Raw genomic sequence first — 14,508 nt, 5'->3', positions numbered from 1 at the left:
AAGACTCCTTGATAGCTGATTAATTCAAACAGCGGCGATTAGCCGTTGATCGAAACGATTTGGATTTCGGTAAAATTCTGGCGATGGCCTTGATGCTTTTGGTAGTGCTTACGACGACGCATCTTGAAAATTTTGACCTTATCATGGCGACCATGCGCCACAACCGTAACCAGTACCGTTGCACCTTCGACCAATGGAGCACCAAACTTGATGCTGTCGCCCGCGCCTACTGCGAGAACTTGATCGATGGTGATTTCGGAACCAATGTCTGCCGGTATCTGTTCTACTTTAAGTTTTTCGCCAGCGACAACTTTGTATTGTTTGCCACCGGTTTTTATGACCGCGTACATGATTTGAAACCTCATCAAATGTTGAAAGAATTTGTCCCATTGCCGTGCAAAGCAAGCCGTACACAACAGGGGGAACCAGCGATTATACACGGACTGAGAAATTGCGTCAAAAACTATTCACAAAGGCCGATGATCGTGGTATGTCGACAACCCGGCCGTCATGTCAGGCTTGCGCCAGGCGGACAGCAAAACGCGCGCCAGTGCCAACAAGATCAATCAATTGCCCTACAGTCATAGGCAAACGTCACGCACGCGCAAGCCTTGTCGTATAATCGCGGCACCCACAATCTAATGCAGGTTCGCCTTGTCTGACGCTAACAAACACGTTAACCAAAACACCATCGTGCAAACGATTGCCGCCGATATGGATGCAGTCAATACGGTGATCCGCCAAAAGTTGCACTCCGATGTGATTCTGATCAACCAGATCGCTGAATACATCATCAGCGCAGGCGGCAAACGCATCCGTCCCGTGCTGATTTTGCTGGTGGCCAATGCCCACGCCTATCGCGGCACGGCGCACCATGAACTGGCCGCCGTGGTCGAATTCATCCACACGGCCACCCTGCTGCACGATGACGTCGTCGACGAATCGTCGATGCGCCGCGGACGCCAGACGGCCAATGCCCTGTTCGGCAATGCCGCGTCGGTGCTGGTGGGCGACTTCCTGCACTCGCGCTCGTTCCAGCTGATGGTGTCGCTCAATAATATGCGCGTCATGCAAATCCTCTCGGACGCCACCAACGTGATCGCCGAAGGCGAAGTGCTGCAATTGCTGAACATGCACGATCCGGACGTGACGCAAGAAAGCTATTTGAACGTCATCCGCTCGAAGACGGCCAAGCTGTTCGAAGCGTCGGCGCAACTGGGCGCCCTGATCGCCGGTGCCAGCGAAGACGATATCGAAGCGGCAGCCGAATACGGCCGCTCGCTGGGTACGGCGTTCCAGCTGATCGACGACGTGCTCGACTATGCAGGCGACGCCGCCGAAATCGGCAAGAACGTGGGTGACGACTTGCGCGAAGGCAAACCGACCATGCCGCTGATCTGGCTGATGGAAAACGGTACGCCGGAACAGCGCGAACTGGTGCGCAGCTGCATCGAGCAAGGCGACGAACAGCATTTCGACACCGTCCTGACGGCCATCACCAGCAGTGGCGCCCTCGACTACACGCGCAAGCAGGCGGAAATCGCCGGCCAGCGCGCCGCCGACGCCATCGCTGGCTGGCCGGACAGCGTCTACAAGCAATCGATGCTGCAACTGTGCTCGTTTGCCGTGGACCGCAATCACTGATCGCGTTTTACTCTCCATAATACAAAACGGCGCCAATGGCGCCGTTTTTTTCATGCCCGCCTATTTCACCGGCTTGCCATCGGCGCCGACCACGGCCTGGCCATCTTCCTTGGCAAACGCCCCTTGCTGCGGCAGCGGCAGGATCTCCAGCACCTTTTCCGACGGCCGGCACAGGCGCACGCCCAGTTCCGTGACGACGATGGGACGGTTGATCAAAATAGGATGGGCTTGCATGGCGTCCAGCAGGGCAGCATCGCTCAGCTCGGGATTGGCCAGGCCCAGCTCGTCGTACAGGGCGCCCTTGTCGCGCATGACGGCGCGCACGGACAGGCCCGCGCGCTTGATCAGGTCGACCAGCTCCTCGCGCGTCGGCGGATGCTTGACGTAATCGATGATGACGGGCTCGACGCCCGTGTTGCGGATCAGGGCCAGGGTATTGCGCGACGTGCCGCACGCCGTGTTGTGATAAATCGTGATCGTCATGTCGTGATGTCCTTCAGTTAGTGGGTTCGTTGACGCAGCAAGGCGCGCCAGCACAGCAGTTCTCGGTCAAAAAGGCCAGCAAGCCGTTCATGCCCGCATAGTTGGCGGCGTAGATGATGGAGCGGCCCGCCTTGCTCGCCGTCACCAGATTGGCATGCGCCAGTTCTTTCAGGTGAAACGACAGCGACGATGGCGCGATCGCCAGCGCTTCGGCGATTTTCGTCGCGGCCATGCCTTCCGGCCCCGCTTGCACCAGCAGGCGGAACACGGCCAGCCGCGATTCCTGCGCCAGCGCGGCCAGGGCCGCGATGGCGGCCGTGCTCGTCAGTGGCTCGGCTTGCGCCGCGATTGAGTTTTCATTTTCCATATTTCAATAATAGTCGAATTATTGAATCATTTCAAGCGAGGTGTCTTACGTAACCCAGCGCACCGACTGTTATGGCCTATCGGTCTACCTTGATGAAAAAATCACTGCGATTGGCATCCTCATGACACGCTCAACCCCGCTCAAAATCCTCGGCTGGAGCCTGGCCGCCCTGCTCGCCCTGATCACCATCGTCGTCATCTTCGTGCTGACCTTCGACTGGAACCGCGCCCGCCCCTACATCAACGAAAAGGTGTCGGAAAGCACGGGCCGCAGCTTCGTCATCGGCGGCGACCTGCAGGTGAAATGGCAGCAGGGGCTGAAGACGGAGCCGGGCTGGCGCCGCTATGTGCCGCGCCCCGTCATCAGCGCGCAGGACGTGCGCATGAGCAACCCGGACTGGGCGACGGCCGGCCCGCAACTGGCCAGCGCGAAACGTATCGACGTGGCCATCCATCCCTTGCCCCTGTTGCAGCATCGCGTGGTGCTGACGGACCTGGCGCTCCAGGCGCCCAATATTGCCCTGCAGCGGCGCGCCGATGGCAGCAACAGCTGGACCTTGAAAGACAACGGTCCTTCGGCATGGGACGTGGAAATCCAGCGCATGGCCTTCGGTGACGGCGTCATCCGCTATCTGGACGAAGGTATCGCCCTCGACGTGCACGCCAAGGTCAGCTCGACGGCGCCCGACGCCACGCCCGGCGATGCGCCAGGCAGCGCGCCCGTACAGAAATACGGCATCGCATTCACCCTGGGCGGCAGCTACCGCAAGGCGCCCGTGACAGGCGGCGGCAAGGCGGGCGCCGTGCTGTCATTGACCGACAACAACACCGTGTATCCCGTACAGGCGCATGCCGTGCTGGGCAAGAACAAGGCCAGCATCGATGGCACGCTGACGGACCCGCGCTCGCTGTCCGGCATCGATTTGCAGCTGAGCCTCGCTGGCGCCAGCATGGCGGACCTGTACCCGCTGACGGGCGTGCTGCTGCCGGAAACGCCGGACTACGCGACCAAGGGTCGCCTGCTGGGCAAGAAGGACGGTGCCAGCTGGAACTGGACCTACCAGAATTTCAAAGGCACGGTGGGCGAGAGCGACCTGGCCGGCACCCTGCAATATCTGCCACGCCAGCCCCGGCCCCTGCTGCGCGGCGAAGTGGCGTCGCAGCAGCTGCGCCTGGAAGACCTGGGCCCCACCATCGGTGCCGACAGCAATGCGCGCAAACAGGCGCGCGGCAAGGCGCCCGTGCAACCCGGGAATAAAGCCTTGCCAGTGGAACAGTTCAATACGGCCAAATGGGATGCGCTCGACGCCGATGTGAAGTTCACGGGCAAGAAACTGGTACGCACGCACGATATCCCGCTCAACGATATCGTCGCCAACATCCGCATGAAAGACAAGGTGCTGAGTTTGACGCCGCTCAATTTCGGCATGGCCGGCGGCAACATCACCTCGAACATCACGCTCGACGGCCGTCAAAAGACCATTGCCGCGCAAGCCAAGGTGGCGGCGCGCCACCTCAAGATACGCGAGCTGTTCCCCAAGCTGCAATCGATGCAAGCGAGCTTCGGTGAAGTGTATGGCGACGCGGCGCTGACGGGCCACGGCAATTCCGTCTCGGCCATGCTGGCCAGCGCGAATGGCGAGCTGGCAGCCACCGTCAGCGAAGGCTCCGTCAGCCAGTTCATGCTGGAACTGGCGGGCCTGAACCTGGCCAACGCCGTCTTCGTGAAAATCTTTGGCGACAAGCAAGTCCACCTGAACTGCCTGGCCAGCGACTTCGCCGTCACGAATGGCCAGGCCGACGTGCGCCGCTTCGTGCTCGATACGGACACGGCCGTCGTGAATGTCACGGGCAACGTCAACCTGGCCACCGAAACCCTGGACCTCGACGTGCGCCCGCGTACCAAGGGCGCCCGCATCATCACCCTGCGCACGCCGCTGTACGCCAAAGGCACGTTCAAGAACCCGGACGTGGGCCCGCAAAAAGGCCCGCTGGCCCTGAAAGCGGGCGCCGCCGTGGCTCTGGCCACCGTCGTCACGCCGCTGGCCGCCCTGCTGCCGCTGGTCAACGTCGACAAAGCCCCCGACACGGACTGCGCCGCCGTCATGGCGCAAGCGAACGCCACCCGCAAGGCCCCGACTTCGCCCGCGACGAATGCGCCAGCGAAAAAAGTGAGCGAAGCGGAAATCAAGAAGGCCCAGCAGGAAAAGAAATAAGCAGGCTTGCAGCAAACAGCCTTGATACAGCCGCTTGAAACCCGCCCCGCCATCTGCTGTAATAAAGAAAAGCGGGGTGTGGCTCAGCCTGGTAGAGCGCTGCGTTCGGGACGCAGAGGCCGGAGGTTCGAATCCTCTCACCCCGACTAAAATTCTTTTTAGGTACCTCCTCGAGGGAGCTGATGGCCGAGTTCGACTGCAGCCGAAGCGTTAGCATGCAAAATATCATTTCATGCCCGACGTTTTCCCATCGTTGTCGGTTTGACCGACACTAAAGCAGCGTGCCGGCAATGTCACTAGCAAGTTGCCACTACTTGCTCCAAGTAACTTTAGGCTGTGAAAGAGCCTGAGTCAGTCAAACTCCGGATTGTCTACCTCCTCCAGAGTTGCCGCAAAACTGCACTCCCGCAAGCGTTTTTCGAGCATTTCCTGAGGAGGAAAGTCCATTTCCAATGCGCGATAGTAACCTTCAACGTCCGTGTCGTCGAATCCCTTCACCCGATATTCGACCGGGACTACACATCGTGAAAAAAACTCTGCCTTGGGTGACTTGCGTAGAGCGGCAATTACACCATCCGCCACGGAGCCATGCGGACCTATTTGGATCGGGGCCTTCAAAGTGAACTCTTCAATTCCGTGCGTCAGTCCAAAATACATTCCGCCAGAAATAACATTAATTAGCGTATCCCAGTGGCAGTAGCAAATATCGTCGCTGTACATACCATCGCGCAAGTAAGAATTAGTGATAACTAGACCAAAGACCCTAGTTACTTTTCCGCGCAGACCATCATCACTAGCCCATTCGGAAATTTGGTTTAGATCGTGCTTTAGCGCGGCACATTGTTTACGACATTGCCCAGCTTTTTTATCTAACCGTATTTCGGTCTCATAAAATTCGTACGCCTCAGCTGGTGAGGGAATGGAAGCTGTTTCGATAACAAACGCCGTATCATCGATTACGATCAGTAAATCGATATCTTCGTCCGACTTGTGACGCGGGTGTAAGGCTGCTCCTACGAAACGCATGTGACTCTGATACGAACTTTTTCTGATCGCGCTACGTATCGCCTCTGCCAATATCGCTTCGTTAGTGGGCCCTTTGCTATCAAAGGCAATAGCAAGTTTTTTATGACTTTTGGCCCAGGCGCCCAACAAACGCGCATGATGCGCTCCTTGCAGTGGCCACCAAAGCAACATCACATCATCCCCTGCTGACAGCAACGGCTTGTCCCACAACGTAGCGCCTTTGGAAGGAGTAAAGCAGAGGAAGTCAATACACTGCTTTACCTTATCTGAAGATAGCACCACACACCCTTTAATTGCCCCGATTATTTCATCTCGCGGAAAGCGACTTACGACTATTGTCGATAGGTTGCTCTTATCCTTGACCATATCTAGCGGCTGTGCCAACGCATGAAGCTGCCCTGCTATCGTCGCCAACTCCCCCCAAATGACCATGATCTCGCTGATATGCAGTCCCACTTGAGGATGAATCTCTTGGACAAAATTTCCGAGCGTGGCATCTTGCAGTATGCCGTGCGAGCGACGCGCTTCCAGCAATAACTTACGCTCGTCTTCAGGCACCAGAAAAGCAGGCAGAGCTCGCACGGTTAAACGACCGTCATACAGTTGTACGTATGGTACTAGAACATTGTTGTCGGGAATATCCGGATTCGCGCCTCGGAAGCTTTCGATTGCTCTTGCCATCAGGGCTGGACGCCGCGCAAGATCAACTGTACCGCGCGTTACCAAATCTCTGCCAGACTCATCGACAAAATAGCTTTGGCCATCCGGCGCGACCGCAACAGCCGCTCCCCACCAAACCACCGAGTTCCAGACCCTCTGGATCGACAAACTGTGCTGGGCGAGGGCCATAAGCCGGTTCAGTGCATCGTCGAGGGCAATACCTTCTTGCTGTTCGGTCTCCAACTTTCCCAGCCCACCAGTACGCCCTAGCAATTTCAATGCACTACCGATGGCGTCTACAATTGCTTCCAAGGGCACCTGCAAAGAGTGAGAGTTACCTGCTGCATCGGTAAAGCACCGCATTTCATTCATTCGTTCCCTGGAAATTACCTCCACCCCTTCCAGCGCCTTTTTAAAACTGTTGAATACCCTGAGCTGAACTTCGTTGATCCGCGTGGAGAAAAATTGGGGCAGTTCATCGAGTGTCCGAAAGTGAAGGTTTGATGCAAGATGATCAACACTCCCATGTACACGCTCAGTCTGATGAGCGAGCACTAGTCCTAGTAGATAGACGTGATGATCTGTGGGGCTACCATCACGTTGCGCCAGATAAGCTTGGTGCCAAACATCTCGGTCGAAGCCGTAGCCGGTCGGATTGGGTAAAGAATTACGCTCCTGCCTGAGCGTTTCAACAAAGTTCAGCCTCATGAGGTAGACCTTTCTAAGGAGAAATAAGGACACGCAGCATAGTTCCCGCGTGGGGGGAGCGCAACATGTTACCTTAGCTAAGTGAAGCAGCAAGGTTATTGATCAGCCTTCTGTAATTTCCAGACAAAACCCGTCCGAAACATCTAAGATGACTGCGCACCTTCGAACTGGTCGAGATGGCAGGAAGGCAAAAATTCCAGACTAGCGCACGTCACGTGAAGGCCGCGATGGTCGTCTAATCGCCATACCGCTTGGCGGAACATCGAGACAAGGTAAGGCCAGGAGTGTTCTAGCAATCGTACAACACGCTAAGACTTCCCGCGAGGGAAGCGACAGGCGCTTCGTATTCGCTCCAAAGGGCACAACATCACGTGAGGGTCGCGATGGTCGGGTCGTGGCAATTCCACGTGTTCGCCGAAGTGCAGTAGCTCCAGATGGTCGTGCGCAGTGATTAAGAGCCAGTTGGTTTACAAATCTCACTAAAAAAACCAAATGGGCAATAAAAATACACTGCGCACATGATTTTCTTCGTTTTTCCATTTTTCTGCAATGCAGTACTAAGTATAATACTTTCCAAAAAAATAAACCAAAAACCGTATAGGTACTGACTCTCGAAATAAGCGCCCATTATTCGGGACGCAGAGGCCGGAGGTTCGAATCCTCTCACCCCGACCAGCCTTTTCCCTCGCGCGCCGGCTTGAACTGCCTGCACCTTGACCTGCGCGTTGGCGGCTTGCCGGGAAGTATGATATTAACTGCATTATTAATATCTTGACCACTTCTCGCGCAAGGGCCTGACCGATGTCTTTCCTGATAGTTCTGGCCGCACTGGCCTTCCTCATGCTGGCCGCCTACCGCGGCTACAGCGTGATCCTGTTTGCGCCCGTCGCTGCGCTCGGTGCCGTGCTGCTGACCGATCCGTCGGCCGTGCCGGCCGTCTTCAGCGGCATCTTCATGGAAAAGATGGTGGGCTTTATCAAGCTGTATTTCCCCGTCTTTTTGCTCGGCGCCGTGTTCGGTAAACTAATTGAGCTGTCCGGTTTTTCCCAGTCCATCGTCGTGGCGGCCATTCGCTATATCGGCAGCTCTCGCGCGAATGCCGTCATCGTTGCCGTGTGCGCAGCGCTGACGTACGGCGGCGTGTCGCTGTTCGTCGTGGTGTTTGCCGTTTATCCGTTTGCGGCCGAGCTGTACCGCCAGAGCAATATCCCCAAGCGGCTGATGCCGGGGGCCATTGCCCTGGGCGCGTTTTCCTTCACCATGGATACGTTACCGGGCACGCCGCAGATCCAGAACATCATCCCCACCACTTTCTTCAACACCACCGGCTGGGCCGCGCCGTGGCTGGGCACCATCGGCGCCGTACTGACGGTGATCATGGGACTGGCTTTTCTTGAGTGGCGCCGCCGTTCCGTCATGGCGACGGGCGAAGGTTATGGGGCCGAGGCCGACAAGGCCACGGCCGGCGTGGGCGGCTTGCCCCATCCGCTGCTGTCGGTGGCGCCTCTGGTGCTGGTGGGCGTGGCCAACTTTGCGCTGACCAAACTGATTCCCCAATGGTACGGCGATAGCTACGTGCTCACCGCCGAGGCCCTGCCGGGCTTGCATGCGCCCGTGTCGACGTCGATCGGCGCAGTGACCGGTATCTGGGCCGTGGAAGGCGCCTTGTTGCTGGGAATTTTGCTCGTCTGCGCGACGGCCTTCGGGCGCATCCGCGCCGCGTTTGCCGAAGGCACCAAGGCGGCCGTGGGCGGCGCCTTGCTGGCAGCCATGAATACGGCGTCCGAATACGGTTTTGGCGGCGTCATCGCGGCCCTGCCCGGTTTTCTTGCCGTCAGCAACACCTTGCGCAGCGTGCCCGATCCGCTCGTCAACGCGGCCGTGTCCGTGACGACCCTGGCCGGCATCACGGGCTCGGCCTCGGGTGGCATGAGTATCGCGCTGGCTGCCATGTCGGACAGTTTTATCCAGGCCGCGCAGCAGGCGCACATTCCGCTCGAAGTCATGCACCGCGTCGTGGCCATGGCCAGCGGCGGCATGGATACCTTGCCGCACAATGGCGCCGTGATCACCCTGCTGGCCGTCACGGGCCTCACGCACCGCCAGTCCTACCGCGACATTTTCGGCATCACCGTCATCAAGACGGTGGCCGTGTTCCTCGTCATTGCCATCTATTACATGACGGGACTGGTCTGAGGGTTGGGGCAAGCTACAGCCGCGACGACGATGTCGGCTTTGCCAACGCATGCGCCGGCTTGAACAAATGGCTGATGCCCATGGTCAGCAACGGACCAGCCAGCGCCAGGTAGGAACTGTCCACGCCATACGGATTGCCCGCCAGGAACCAGCCGATGGTGGCGATCACCGAGACGATCACGCCGACAAAGGCGCCGCGCGGTGTGCCGAATTTCGGCGCATAGAAGGCCATCAGCACCAGCACGGCGAGCGTGGCGCGCAGGGCCTTGCCGAGGAAGGCAATCATCAGCAGCTTTTCCGCATACAGCGCCAGCACCAGCGGCAGCAGGCCGGCCACGACGATGGCGATGCGCAGGAACATCAGCGATTTCGCGTCGTTCTTCGCCTTGTTGTACCAGGGATCATAAAAATCCTTCATGGCCAGGGTGGCCGATGCCAGGGTGGTGGCGGAAATGCCGCCAAACAGGGCGCCGGCCAGGCCCACGATCATGATGCTGGCGGAAAACGCCGGCATGTGGGCGATCATCGTGGGAAACGCGTCGATCGACTTCATGCCCGGGTACAGCACGGCGCTGCACATGCCGATCAGGGCCGCCATCAGGCCGAACGGGATCATCAGCGACGACACGTAATAGCAGGCGCGCTTGGCTACGGCCGGGTTGTCCGTGCTGACCAGGGCCTGGATCACGTATTGCGTGGCGAAGATGGAACCGATGCCGCCGATCATCCAGGCGATGATCTGGCCCCAGCCGATCTCGACCCAGTTGAACATCTTGGCCGGCAACTGCGCCTGCAGCGCGCCGATGCCGCCCGTTGCTTCCAGCGCATACGCGAGCGCCAGGATCACGCCCAGGTATTTGACGATGGAGTGGGCGAAATTCGTGTACACGACAGAGCGCATGCCGCCCAGGCTGACATAGATCACGGTGATGGCGCCGACCAGCAAGATGGCGACCGTCTTGTTGATGTGCAGCACCGCCGCCAGCACGGCGCCGCCGCTCGCATACAGGGCAACGGCAACGATGCTCAGCGCGACGATGGTGAGGATGGACGCCGCATAGCGCACGGGCTCGCCGTAGGTTTGCGCGAGGATGCCGGAAATCGTCGACTGCCCGCTTTCCTTGTATTTTTTGACCAGCACGATGGCCAGCAGGAAAAAGCCCAGCGACAGCGCCACCAGATTCCAGGCGGCGGAAATGCCCAGTTCATAGCCCTTCTGGGCCGTGCCGATGCTGACGGAACTGCCGATGAATTCCGACAGCAGCAAGGCGCCGATCAGGAAGGCGGGATAATTGCGCCCGCCCGCCGTCATGCCCTCGGCGCTGTTGGCATGCTTGCGCACGCTATAGGTAATGTACGACATGAGGGCGAAATAGCCCACCGTGACCGCAGCGATAATGATCAATCTGTTTTCCATCCGTCTACTCCAAGTCTGCTTTTCTTATTATTATTTTTCAAGAAAGCTTCCCCTGCCGCATGCCGCATGCCAGTCTTGCCGGCGGCGGTGCTCAAGAGAAAGCCGCATTCCCGCCGTACCGATACGGTACAGCAAGCCTCACAATAAAAAAGTCCGCAACTGCGCCGTAAACATGTCCGCCGCCTCGATGTTCGAGATATGCGAAGCGGGCAGGCTTGCCAGACGGGCTCCCGCGATCTGCTGCTGCAGCCAGCGCCCGTCGTCGATGGTGGTCACGGGATCGTGCTCGCCCGCGATGATCAAGGTCGGCACGGCGATCGTGCCCACGCCATCGTGCAAGTCCGTCCGGGCCAGCACATCGCAACAGGCGGCGTAACCGTCCGCATCCTGGCTGCGCAAAATGCCGGCCAGGCGCGCCACCGTCTCCGCTTCGCGTTCGATAAACTGCGGCGTGAACCAGCGCGTGGCGGCGCTATCGGCCACCGCGGCCATACCGTCGCGGCGCACTTGCTCCGATCGCAGCTGCCACGGCGCGGCGCCGCCGATGCGCGCTGCCGTATTCGCCAGCACGAGGCGCGTCAAGCGCCGCGGCTGGTGTATGCCCAGCCACTGGCCCGTCAAGCCGCCCATGGAAATGCCGCAGAAGGCGGCGCGTTCGATATCGAGGTGGTCGAGCAGCGCCACCACGTCCAGCCCCAGCCGGTCGATGCCGAACGACGCGCCGCCGCTGGCCGACCGGCCATGGCCGCGCGTATCGTAGCGCACGACAAAAAAGTCACCGGCCAGCGCGGCCGCCTGCGCATCCCACATGGACAGGTCCGTGCCGAGGGAATTCGACAGGACCAGGCAAGGCTTGCCGCGCTCGCCATCCGTGCGGTAATGCAGGCGAATACCGTCCACGTCGCACGTCTGCCCGACAGTGTCATTGCCTATCTGCGTCATGGCATGTCTCCTCAAAAATCGTCGTCGCGCACCGACGAGGGATGGCGGCACAGCGGCATCACGTCGATCTGCATATAGGGAAACAGCGGCAGGGAGGTCAGCAAATTATGCAGCTCGTCCACGCTGTCCACGTCGAAGACGCTGACGTTCGCGTACTGGCCAGCGATGCGCCACAGGTGGCGCCACTTGCCCTCGTGCTGCAGGCGCTGGGCCAGTTCCTTTTCCGTCTGTTTCAGTTGCGCCGCCTGCTCGGCGGGCATGCTCAAGGGCAGATTCACGTTCATGCGTACATGGAATAACATGGTTTCTCCTTATTGACGCTGCATGACGCGCAGCTTGTCCATATCGATCTCGACGCCCAGGCCCGGCCCTGTCGGCACCTGCAGCATGAAGTCGCGGTACACGAGCGGCTCGCGCAAGACTTCCTGCGTCAGCAGCAAAGGCCCGAACAGTTCCGTGCCCCAGGCCAGTTCCGCGAACGTGGAGCAGACGTGGGCCGTGGCGGCCGTGCCGACGCCGCCTTCGAGCATGGTGCCGCCGTACAGGCCCACGCCCGCCAGGCGCGCCACGGTGGCCACTTCCAGCGCGGGCAGCAAGCCGCCCGACTGGGTGATTTTTACGGCATACACGTCGGCCGCATCGGCCTGCGCCAGCGCCAGCGCATCGGCCGGACCGTGCAAGGCTTCGTCGGCCATGATGGCCACGTCGAAGCGCTGCTTCAGGCGCGCCAGCGCGGCGCGGTTGCCGGCCTTGACGGGCTGCTCGATCAGGTCGACGCCGCCCGCTTCCAGTGCGGCGATGCCGCGCACGGCGTCCGTCTCGCTCCAGGCCTGGTTGACGTCGACGCGCACGCTGGCCCGTTCACCCAGCGCCCGCTTGATCTCCAGCACGTGGGCCACGTCATCCATCACGTCGCGCAGGCCGATCTTCAGCTTGAAGATGCGGTGGCGGCGCAGTTCCAGCATTTTTTCCCCTTCGGCTATATCGCGCGCCGTGTCGCCGCTGGCCAGCACCCAGGCCACGGGCAGCGCATCGCGCACGCGGCCGCCCAGCAGTTCTGACAGCGGCACGCCCAGGCGGCGCGCCTGGGCATCCAGCAGGGCCGTCTCGATCGCGCACTTGGCAAAGCGATTGCCCTGGATGACCTTGCGCACCTTGGCCATGGCCTTTGCCACTGCACTCGCTTCCATGCCGACCAGCAGCGGCGCGATATAGGTATCGATATTCGTCTTGATGCTTTCCGGGCTTTCGCCGCCGTAGCCCAAGCCGCCGATGGTGGTCGCTTCGCCCCAGCCCGTGATGCCGTCGGCGCAGCGCAGCCGCACCAGCACCAGGGTTTGCGTATTCATGGTGGCGACCGACATGCGGTGCGGGCGGATGGTAGGCACATCGACCAGGTAGGTCTCGATATTTTGAATCATATTTATTCCGTATAATTCTGTGGAGTGGTGACACGATATTCCCCGAATCTCCCCACGTCCAACACCGAGTTGGTATCAAACCTATACCTGAAAGGTATGAAGATGGAATTACGGCACTTGCGCTACTTCGTTGCGGTCGCGGAGGAAAGGAACTTCACGCGGGCCGCCGCGCGCCTGCACATCGCGCAGCCGCCGTTGAGCCGGCAGATGCAGCAGCTGGAAGAAACCCTGGGCGTGGCGCTGATCGAAAAAGGGTCGCGGCCGCTGCGGCTGACGGAAGCGGGCGAGTTTTTCCTCGCCCATGCACGCCCCCTGCTCGACCAGGTGCGCGACCTGCAGGCGATGACGCAGCGCGTGGGCAAGCTGGAACGCACGCTGTCGATCGGCTTCGTCGCCTCGACCCTGTATGGAGAATTGCCCGACATCGTGCACCGCTTTTGCGAGCGCCATCCCGAGGTCGACGTGACCCTGCATGAAATGACGACGGTGCAGCAGTTGAAGGCCCTGAAGGAAGGCCGCATCGACGTGGGTTTCGGGCGTTTGAAAAGCGAAGACCCCAGCATCCGCCGCATTCTGCTGCGCGAGGAGCGGCTGGTGGTGGCCCTGCCGCCCGGCCACCGCTTGGCCAAGGGAGAAGGCGGATTGCGCCTGACGGACCTGACCCACGAAACCCTGCTCGTGTATCCGAAAGCGCCCCGCCCCAGCTTTGCCGACCAGGTGCTGGCCATGTTCAGCGAAGGCAATGTCACGCCCGGCCCCGTCACGGAAGTGCGCGAGCTGCAGATTTCCATGGGACTGGTGGCGGCCGGCCAGGGCATTTCCATCGTGCCCGAAAGCGTGCAAGCCATGCATCACCGGAACGTCGTGTACCGCAAGCTCGACGACAAGCATGCGTTCTCGCCCATCTTATTCAGCATGCGGCATAGGGACCGCTCGCCGGAACTGGAAAACATCCTCGCCGCCGTGTACTCGATCTACGATGAACACGGCATCGTGCACGTCAAGGAAAGCCTGTAGCTATGACTACGCGGCGTCGGCCAGCAATTCCGGGCGCAGCGCGCGGATGCGCAGCTCCGTGAAATAGCCGCCCGCCTCGTTGTAGCGCAGGTAGTGGCGGCCGCAGTTCATGCAGCGGGCCACCTGGCTCAGGTTCGCGGGATAGTAGCGCGGCGCGATGGGCGCATCGATGCTGTCGTAGCGCGTGCCGTGCGGGTGGTATTCGGCAAACGTCGGTTCCTCGTACGGGTCTTCGCGCAGGGTGCCGATTTCTTCAAAGCGGTCCAGCTCCAGCGAGGTAGGCAGGCGCTGCCAGGCGTCCAGCGGGACGGCGCAGCAGCTGCATTTTTTGGTCACCAGCGCCGACGCGGCGGCCAGTGCGGACAAGGCGGGAAAGTCGATGAATACCATGTTCAGCCGTTACAAGGGGGCG

13 protein-coding genes and 1 tRNA gene are annotated in these 14,508 nt (G+C 60.0%); 5 read left to right on the top strand and 9 right to left on the bottom strand.

What is annotated here, in order from left to right; all coding sequences use genetic code 11:
* Nucleotides 1-38: 38 nt before the first annotated feature.
* The gene (gene rplU / locus SKZ59_RS16225) at nucleotides 39-350 is read right to left on the bottom strand and encodes a 50S ribosomal protein L21 (protein WP_034754730.1); all 312 of its coding nucleotides are present in this window, start codon (nucleotides 348-350) and stop codon (nucleotides 39-41) included.
* A 304-nt stretch (nucleotides 351-654) separates the two neighbouring features.
* Here rplU and ispB point away from each other — a divergent pair, with 304 nt between their 5' ends.
* Entirely contained in the window at nucleotides 655-1,644 is a 990-nt protein-coding gene (gene ispB / locus SKZ59_RS16220; protein ID WP_034754644.1) for an octaprenyl diphosphate synthase, read from the top strand.
* A gap of 60 nt (nucleotides 1,645-1,704) precedes the next feature.
* Here the strand turns inward: ispB and arsC are convergent, their stop codons facing one another.
* A complete protein-coding gene (arsC, locus tag SKZ59_RS16215; protein WP_219330051.1) occupies nucleotides 1,705-2,127 on the bottom strand; it encodes an arsenate reductase (glutaredoxin) in 423 nt (140 codons plus the stop codon).
* Between the two features lie 13 nt (nucleotides 2,128-2,140).
* Nucleotides 2,141-2,494: a metalloregulator ArsR/SmtB family transcription factor gene (locus SKZ59_RS16210; RefSeq protein WP_319992349.1), complete on the bottom strand. Its 354-nt coding sequence runs from the start codon at nucleotides 2,492-2,494 to the stop codon at nucleotides 2,141-2,143.
* A gap of 121 nt (nucleotides 2,495-2,615) precedes the next feature.
* Between SKZ59_RS16210 and SKZ59_RS16205 the strand changes: the two genes are divergently transcribed.
* Both SKZ59_RS16205 and SKZ59_RS16200 read left to right on the top strand, forming a co-directional pair.
* The gene (locus SKZ59_RS16205) at nucleotides 2,616-4,709 is read left to right on the top strand and encodes an AsmA family protein (protein ID WP_319992348.1); all 2,094 of its coding nucleotides are present in this window, start codon (nucleotides 2,616-2,618) and stop codon (nucleotides 4,707-4,709) included.
* Nucleotides 4,710-4,781: 72 nt separating this feature from the next.
* A tRNA-Pro gene (locus SKZ59_RS16200) sits at nucleotides 4,782-4,855 on the top strand.
* Between the two features lie 205 nt (nucleotides 4,856-5,060).
* Here SKZ59_RS16200 and SKZ59_RS16195 read toward each other — a convergent pair.
* The gene (locus SKZ59_RS16195; protein ID WP_319992347.1) at nucleotides 5,061-7,103 is read right to left on the bottom strand and encodes a hypothetical protein; all 2,043 of its coding nucleotides are present in this window, start codon (nucleotides 7,101-7,103) and stop codon (nucleotides 5,061-5,063) included.
* An 801-nt stretch (nucleotides 7,104-7,904) separates the two neighbouring features.
* Between SKZ59_RS16195 and SKZ59_RS16190 the strand changes: the two genes are divergently transcribed.
* On the top strand, nucleotides 7,905-9,299 hold the full coding sequence (locus tag SKZ59_RS16190) for a GntP family permease (protein ID WP_319992346.1): 1,395 nt from the start codon (nucleotides 7,905-7,907) through the stop codon (nucleotides 9,297-9,299).
* Between the two features lie 13 nt (nucleotides 9,300-9,312).
* On the opposite strand, the gene SKZ59_RS16185 is transcribed toward SKZ59_RS16190, so the two are convergent.
* The 4 genes from SKZ59_RS16185 to SKZ59_RS16170 all read right to left on the bottom strand — a co-directional run bounded on the left by SKZ59_RS16185 (nucleotide 9,313) and on the right by SKZ59_RS16170 (nucleotide 13,079).
* Nucleotides 9,313-10,704 carry a sodium:solute symporter family protein gene (locus tag SKZ59_RS16185; protein WP_319992345.1) on the bottom strand — a complete coding sequence of 464 codons (1,392 nt, stop codon included), beginning with the start codon at nucleotides 10,702-10,704 and terminating at the stop codon, nucleotides 9,313-9,315.
* Nucleotides 10,705-10,854: 150 nt separating this feature from the next.
* Complete coding sequence (pcaD, locus tag SKZ59_RS16180) at nucleotides 10,855-11,658, bottom strand: 3-oxoadipate enol-lactonase (protein ID WP_319992344.1); 804 nt, start codon at nucleotides 11,656-11,658, stop codon at nucleotides 10,855-10,857.
* 11 nt (nucleotides 11,659-11,669) lie between these two features.
* Complete coding sequence (catC, locus tag SKZ59_RS16175) at nucleotides 11,670-11,960, bottom strand: muconolactone Delta-isomerase (RefSeq protein ID WP_319992343.1); 291 nt, start codon at nucleotides 11,958-11,960, stop codon at nucleotides 11,670-11,672.
* A gap of 9 nt (nucleotides 11,961-11,969) precedes the next feature.
* Nucleotides 11,970-13,079 carry a muconate/chloromuconate family cycloisomerase gene (locus tag SKZ59_RS16170; RefSeq protein WP_319992342.1) on the bottom strand — a complete coding sequence of 370 codons (1,110 nt, stop codon included), beginning with the start codon at nucleotides 13,077-13,079 and terminating at the stop codon, nucleotides 11,970-11,972.
* Between the two features lie 102 nt (nucleotides 13,080-13,181).
* Here SKZ59_RS16170 and SKZ59_RS16165 point away from each other — a divergent pair, with 102 nt between their 5' ends.
* Nucleotides 13,182-14,096, top strand: a complete 915-nt coding sequence (locus SKZ59_RS16165) for a LysR family transcriptional regulator (RefSeq protein WP_319992341.1) — start codon at nucleotides 13,182-13,184, stop codon at nucleotides 14,094-14,096.
* 6 nt (nucleotides 14,097-14,102) lie between these two features.
* Here the strand turns inward: SKZ59_RS16165 and SKZ59_RS16160 are convergent, their stop codons facing one another.
* Nucleotides 14,103-14,486, bottom strand: a complete 384-nt coding sequence (locus SKZ59_RS16160) for a hypothetical protein (protein ID WP_219330059.1) — start codon at nucleotides 14,484-14,486, stop codon at nucleotides 14,103-14,105.
* Nucleotides 14,487-14,508: the final 22 nt, after the last annotated feature.

It is taken from the genome of Janthinobacterium sp. GMG2 (assembly GCF_033949445.1).
Classification (GTDB): Bacteria; Pseudomonadota; Gammaproteobacteria; order Burkholderiales; family Burkholderiaceae_D; genus Janthinobacterium; species Janthinobacterium aestuarii.
Note: the sequence above shows the minus strand (reverse complement) of the source record. Positions and strands in the feature narration are given on the sequence as shown.

Excerpts from the sequence above, each read along its gene's own strand:
- rplU (WP_034754730.1), bottom strand. The coding sequence starts at position 350 with ATGTACGCGGTCATAAAAACCGGTGGCAAACAATACAAAGTTGTCGCT.
- arsC (WP_219330051.1), bottom strand. The coding sequence starts at position 2,127 with ATGACGATCACGATTTATCACAACACGGCGTGCGGCACGTCGCGCAAT.
- SKZ59_RS16210 (WP_319992349.1), bottom strand. The coding sequence starts at position 2,494 with ATGGAAAATGAAAACTCAATCGCGGCGCAAGCCGAGCCACTGACGAGC.
- SKZ59_RS16205 (WP_319992348.1), top strand. The coding sequence starts at position 2,616 with ATGACACGCTCAACCCCGCTCAAAATCCTCGGCTGGAGCCTGGCCGCC.
- SKZ59_RS16195 (WP_319992347.1), bottom strand. The coding sequence starts at position 7,103 with ATGAGGCTGAACTTTGTTGAAACGCTCAGGCAGGAGCGTAATTCTTTA.
- SKZ59_RS16190 (WP_319992346.1), top strand. The coding sequence starts at position 7,905 with ATGTCTTTCCTGATAGTTCTGGCCGCACTGGCCTTCCTCATGCTGGCC.
- pcaD (WP_319992344.1), bottom strand. The coding sequence starts at position 11,658 with ATGACGCAGATAGGCAATGACACTGTCGGGCAGACGTGCGACGTGGAC.
- catC (WP_319992343.1), bottom strand. The coding sequence starts at position 11,960 with ATGTTATTCCATGTACGCATGAACGTGAATCTGCCCTTGAGCATGCCC.
- SKZ59_RS16170 (WP_319992342.1), bottom strand. The coding sequence starts at position 13,079 with ATGATTCAAAATATCGAGACCTACCTGGTCGATGTGCCTACCATCCGC.
- SKZ59_RS16165 (WP_319992341.1), top strand. The coding sequence starts at position 13,182 with ATGGAATTACGGCACTTGCGCTACTTCGTTGCGGTCGCGGAGGAAAGG.
- SKZ59_RS16160 (WP_219330059.1), bottom strand. The coding sequence starts at position 14,486 with ATGGTATTCATCGACTTTCCCGCCTTGTCCGCACTGGCCGCCGCGTCG.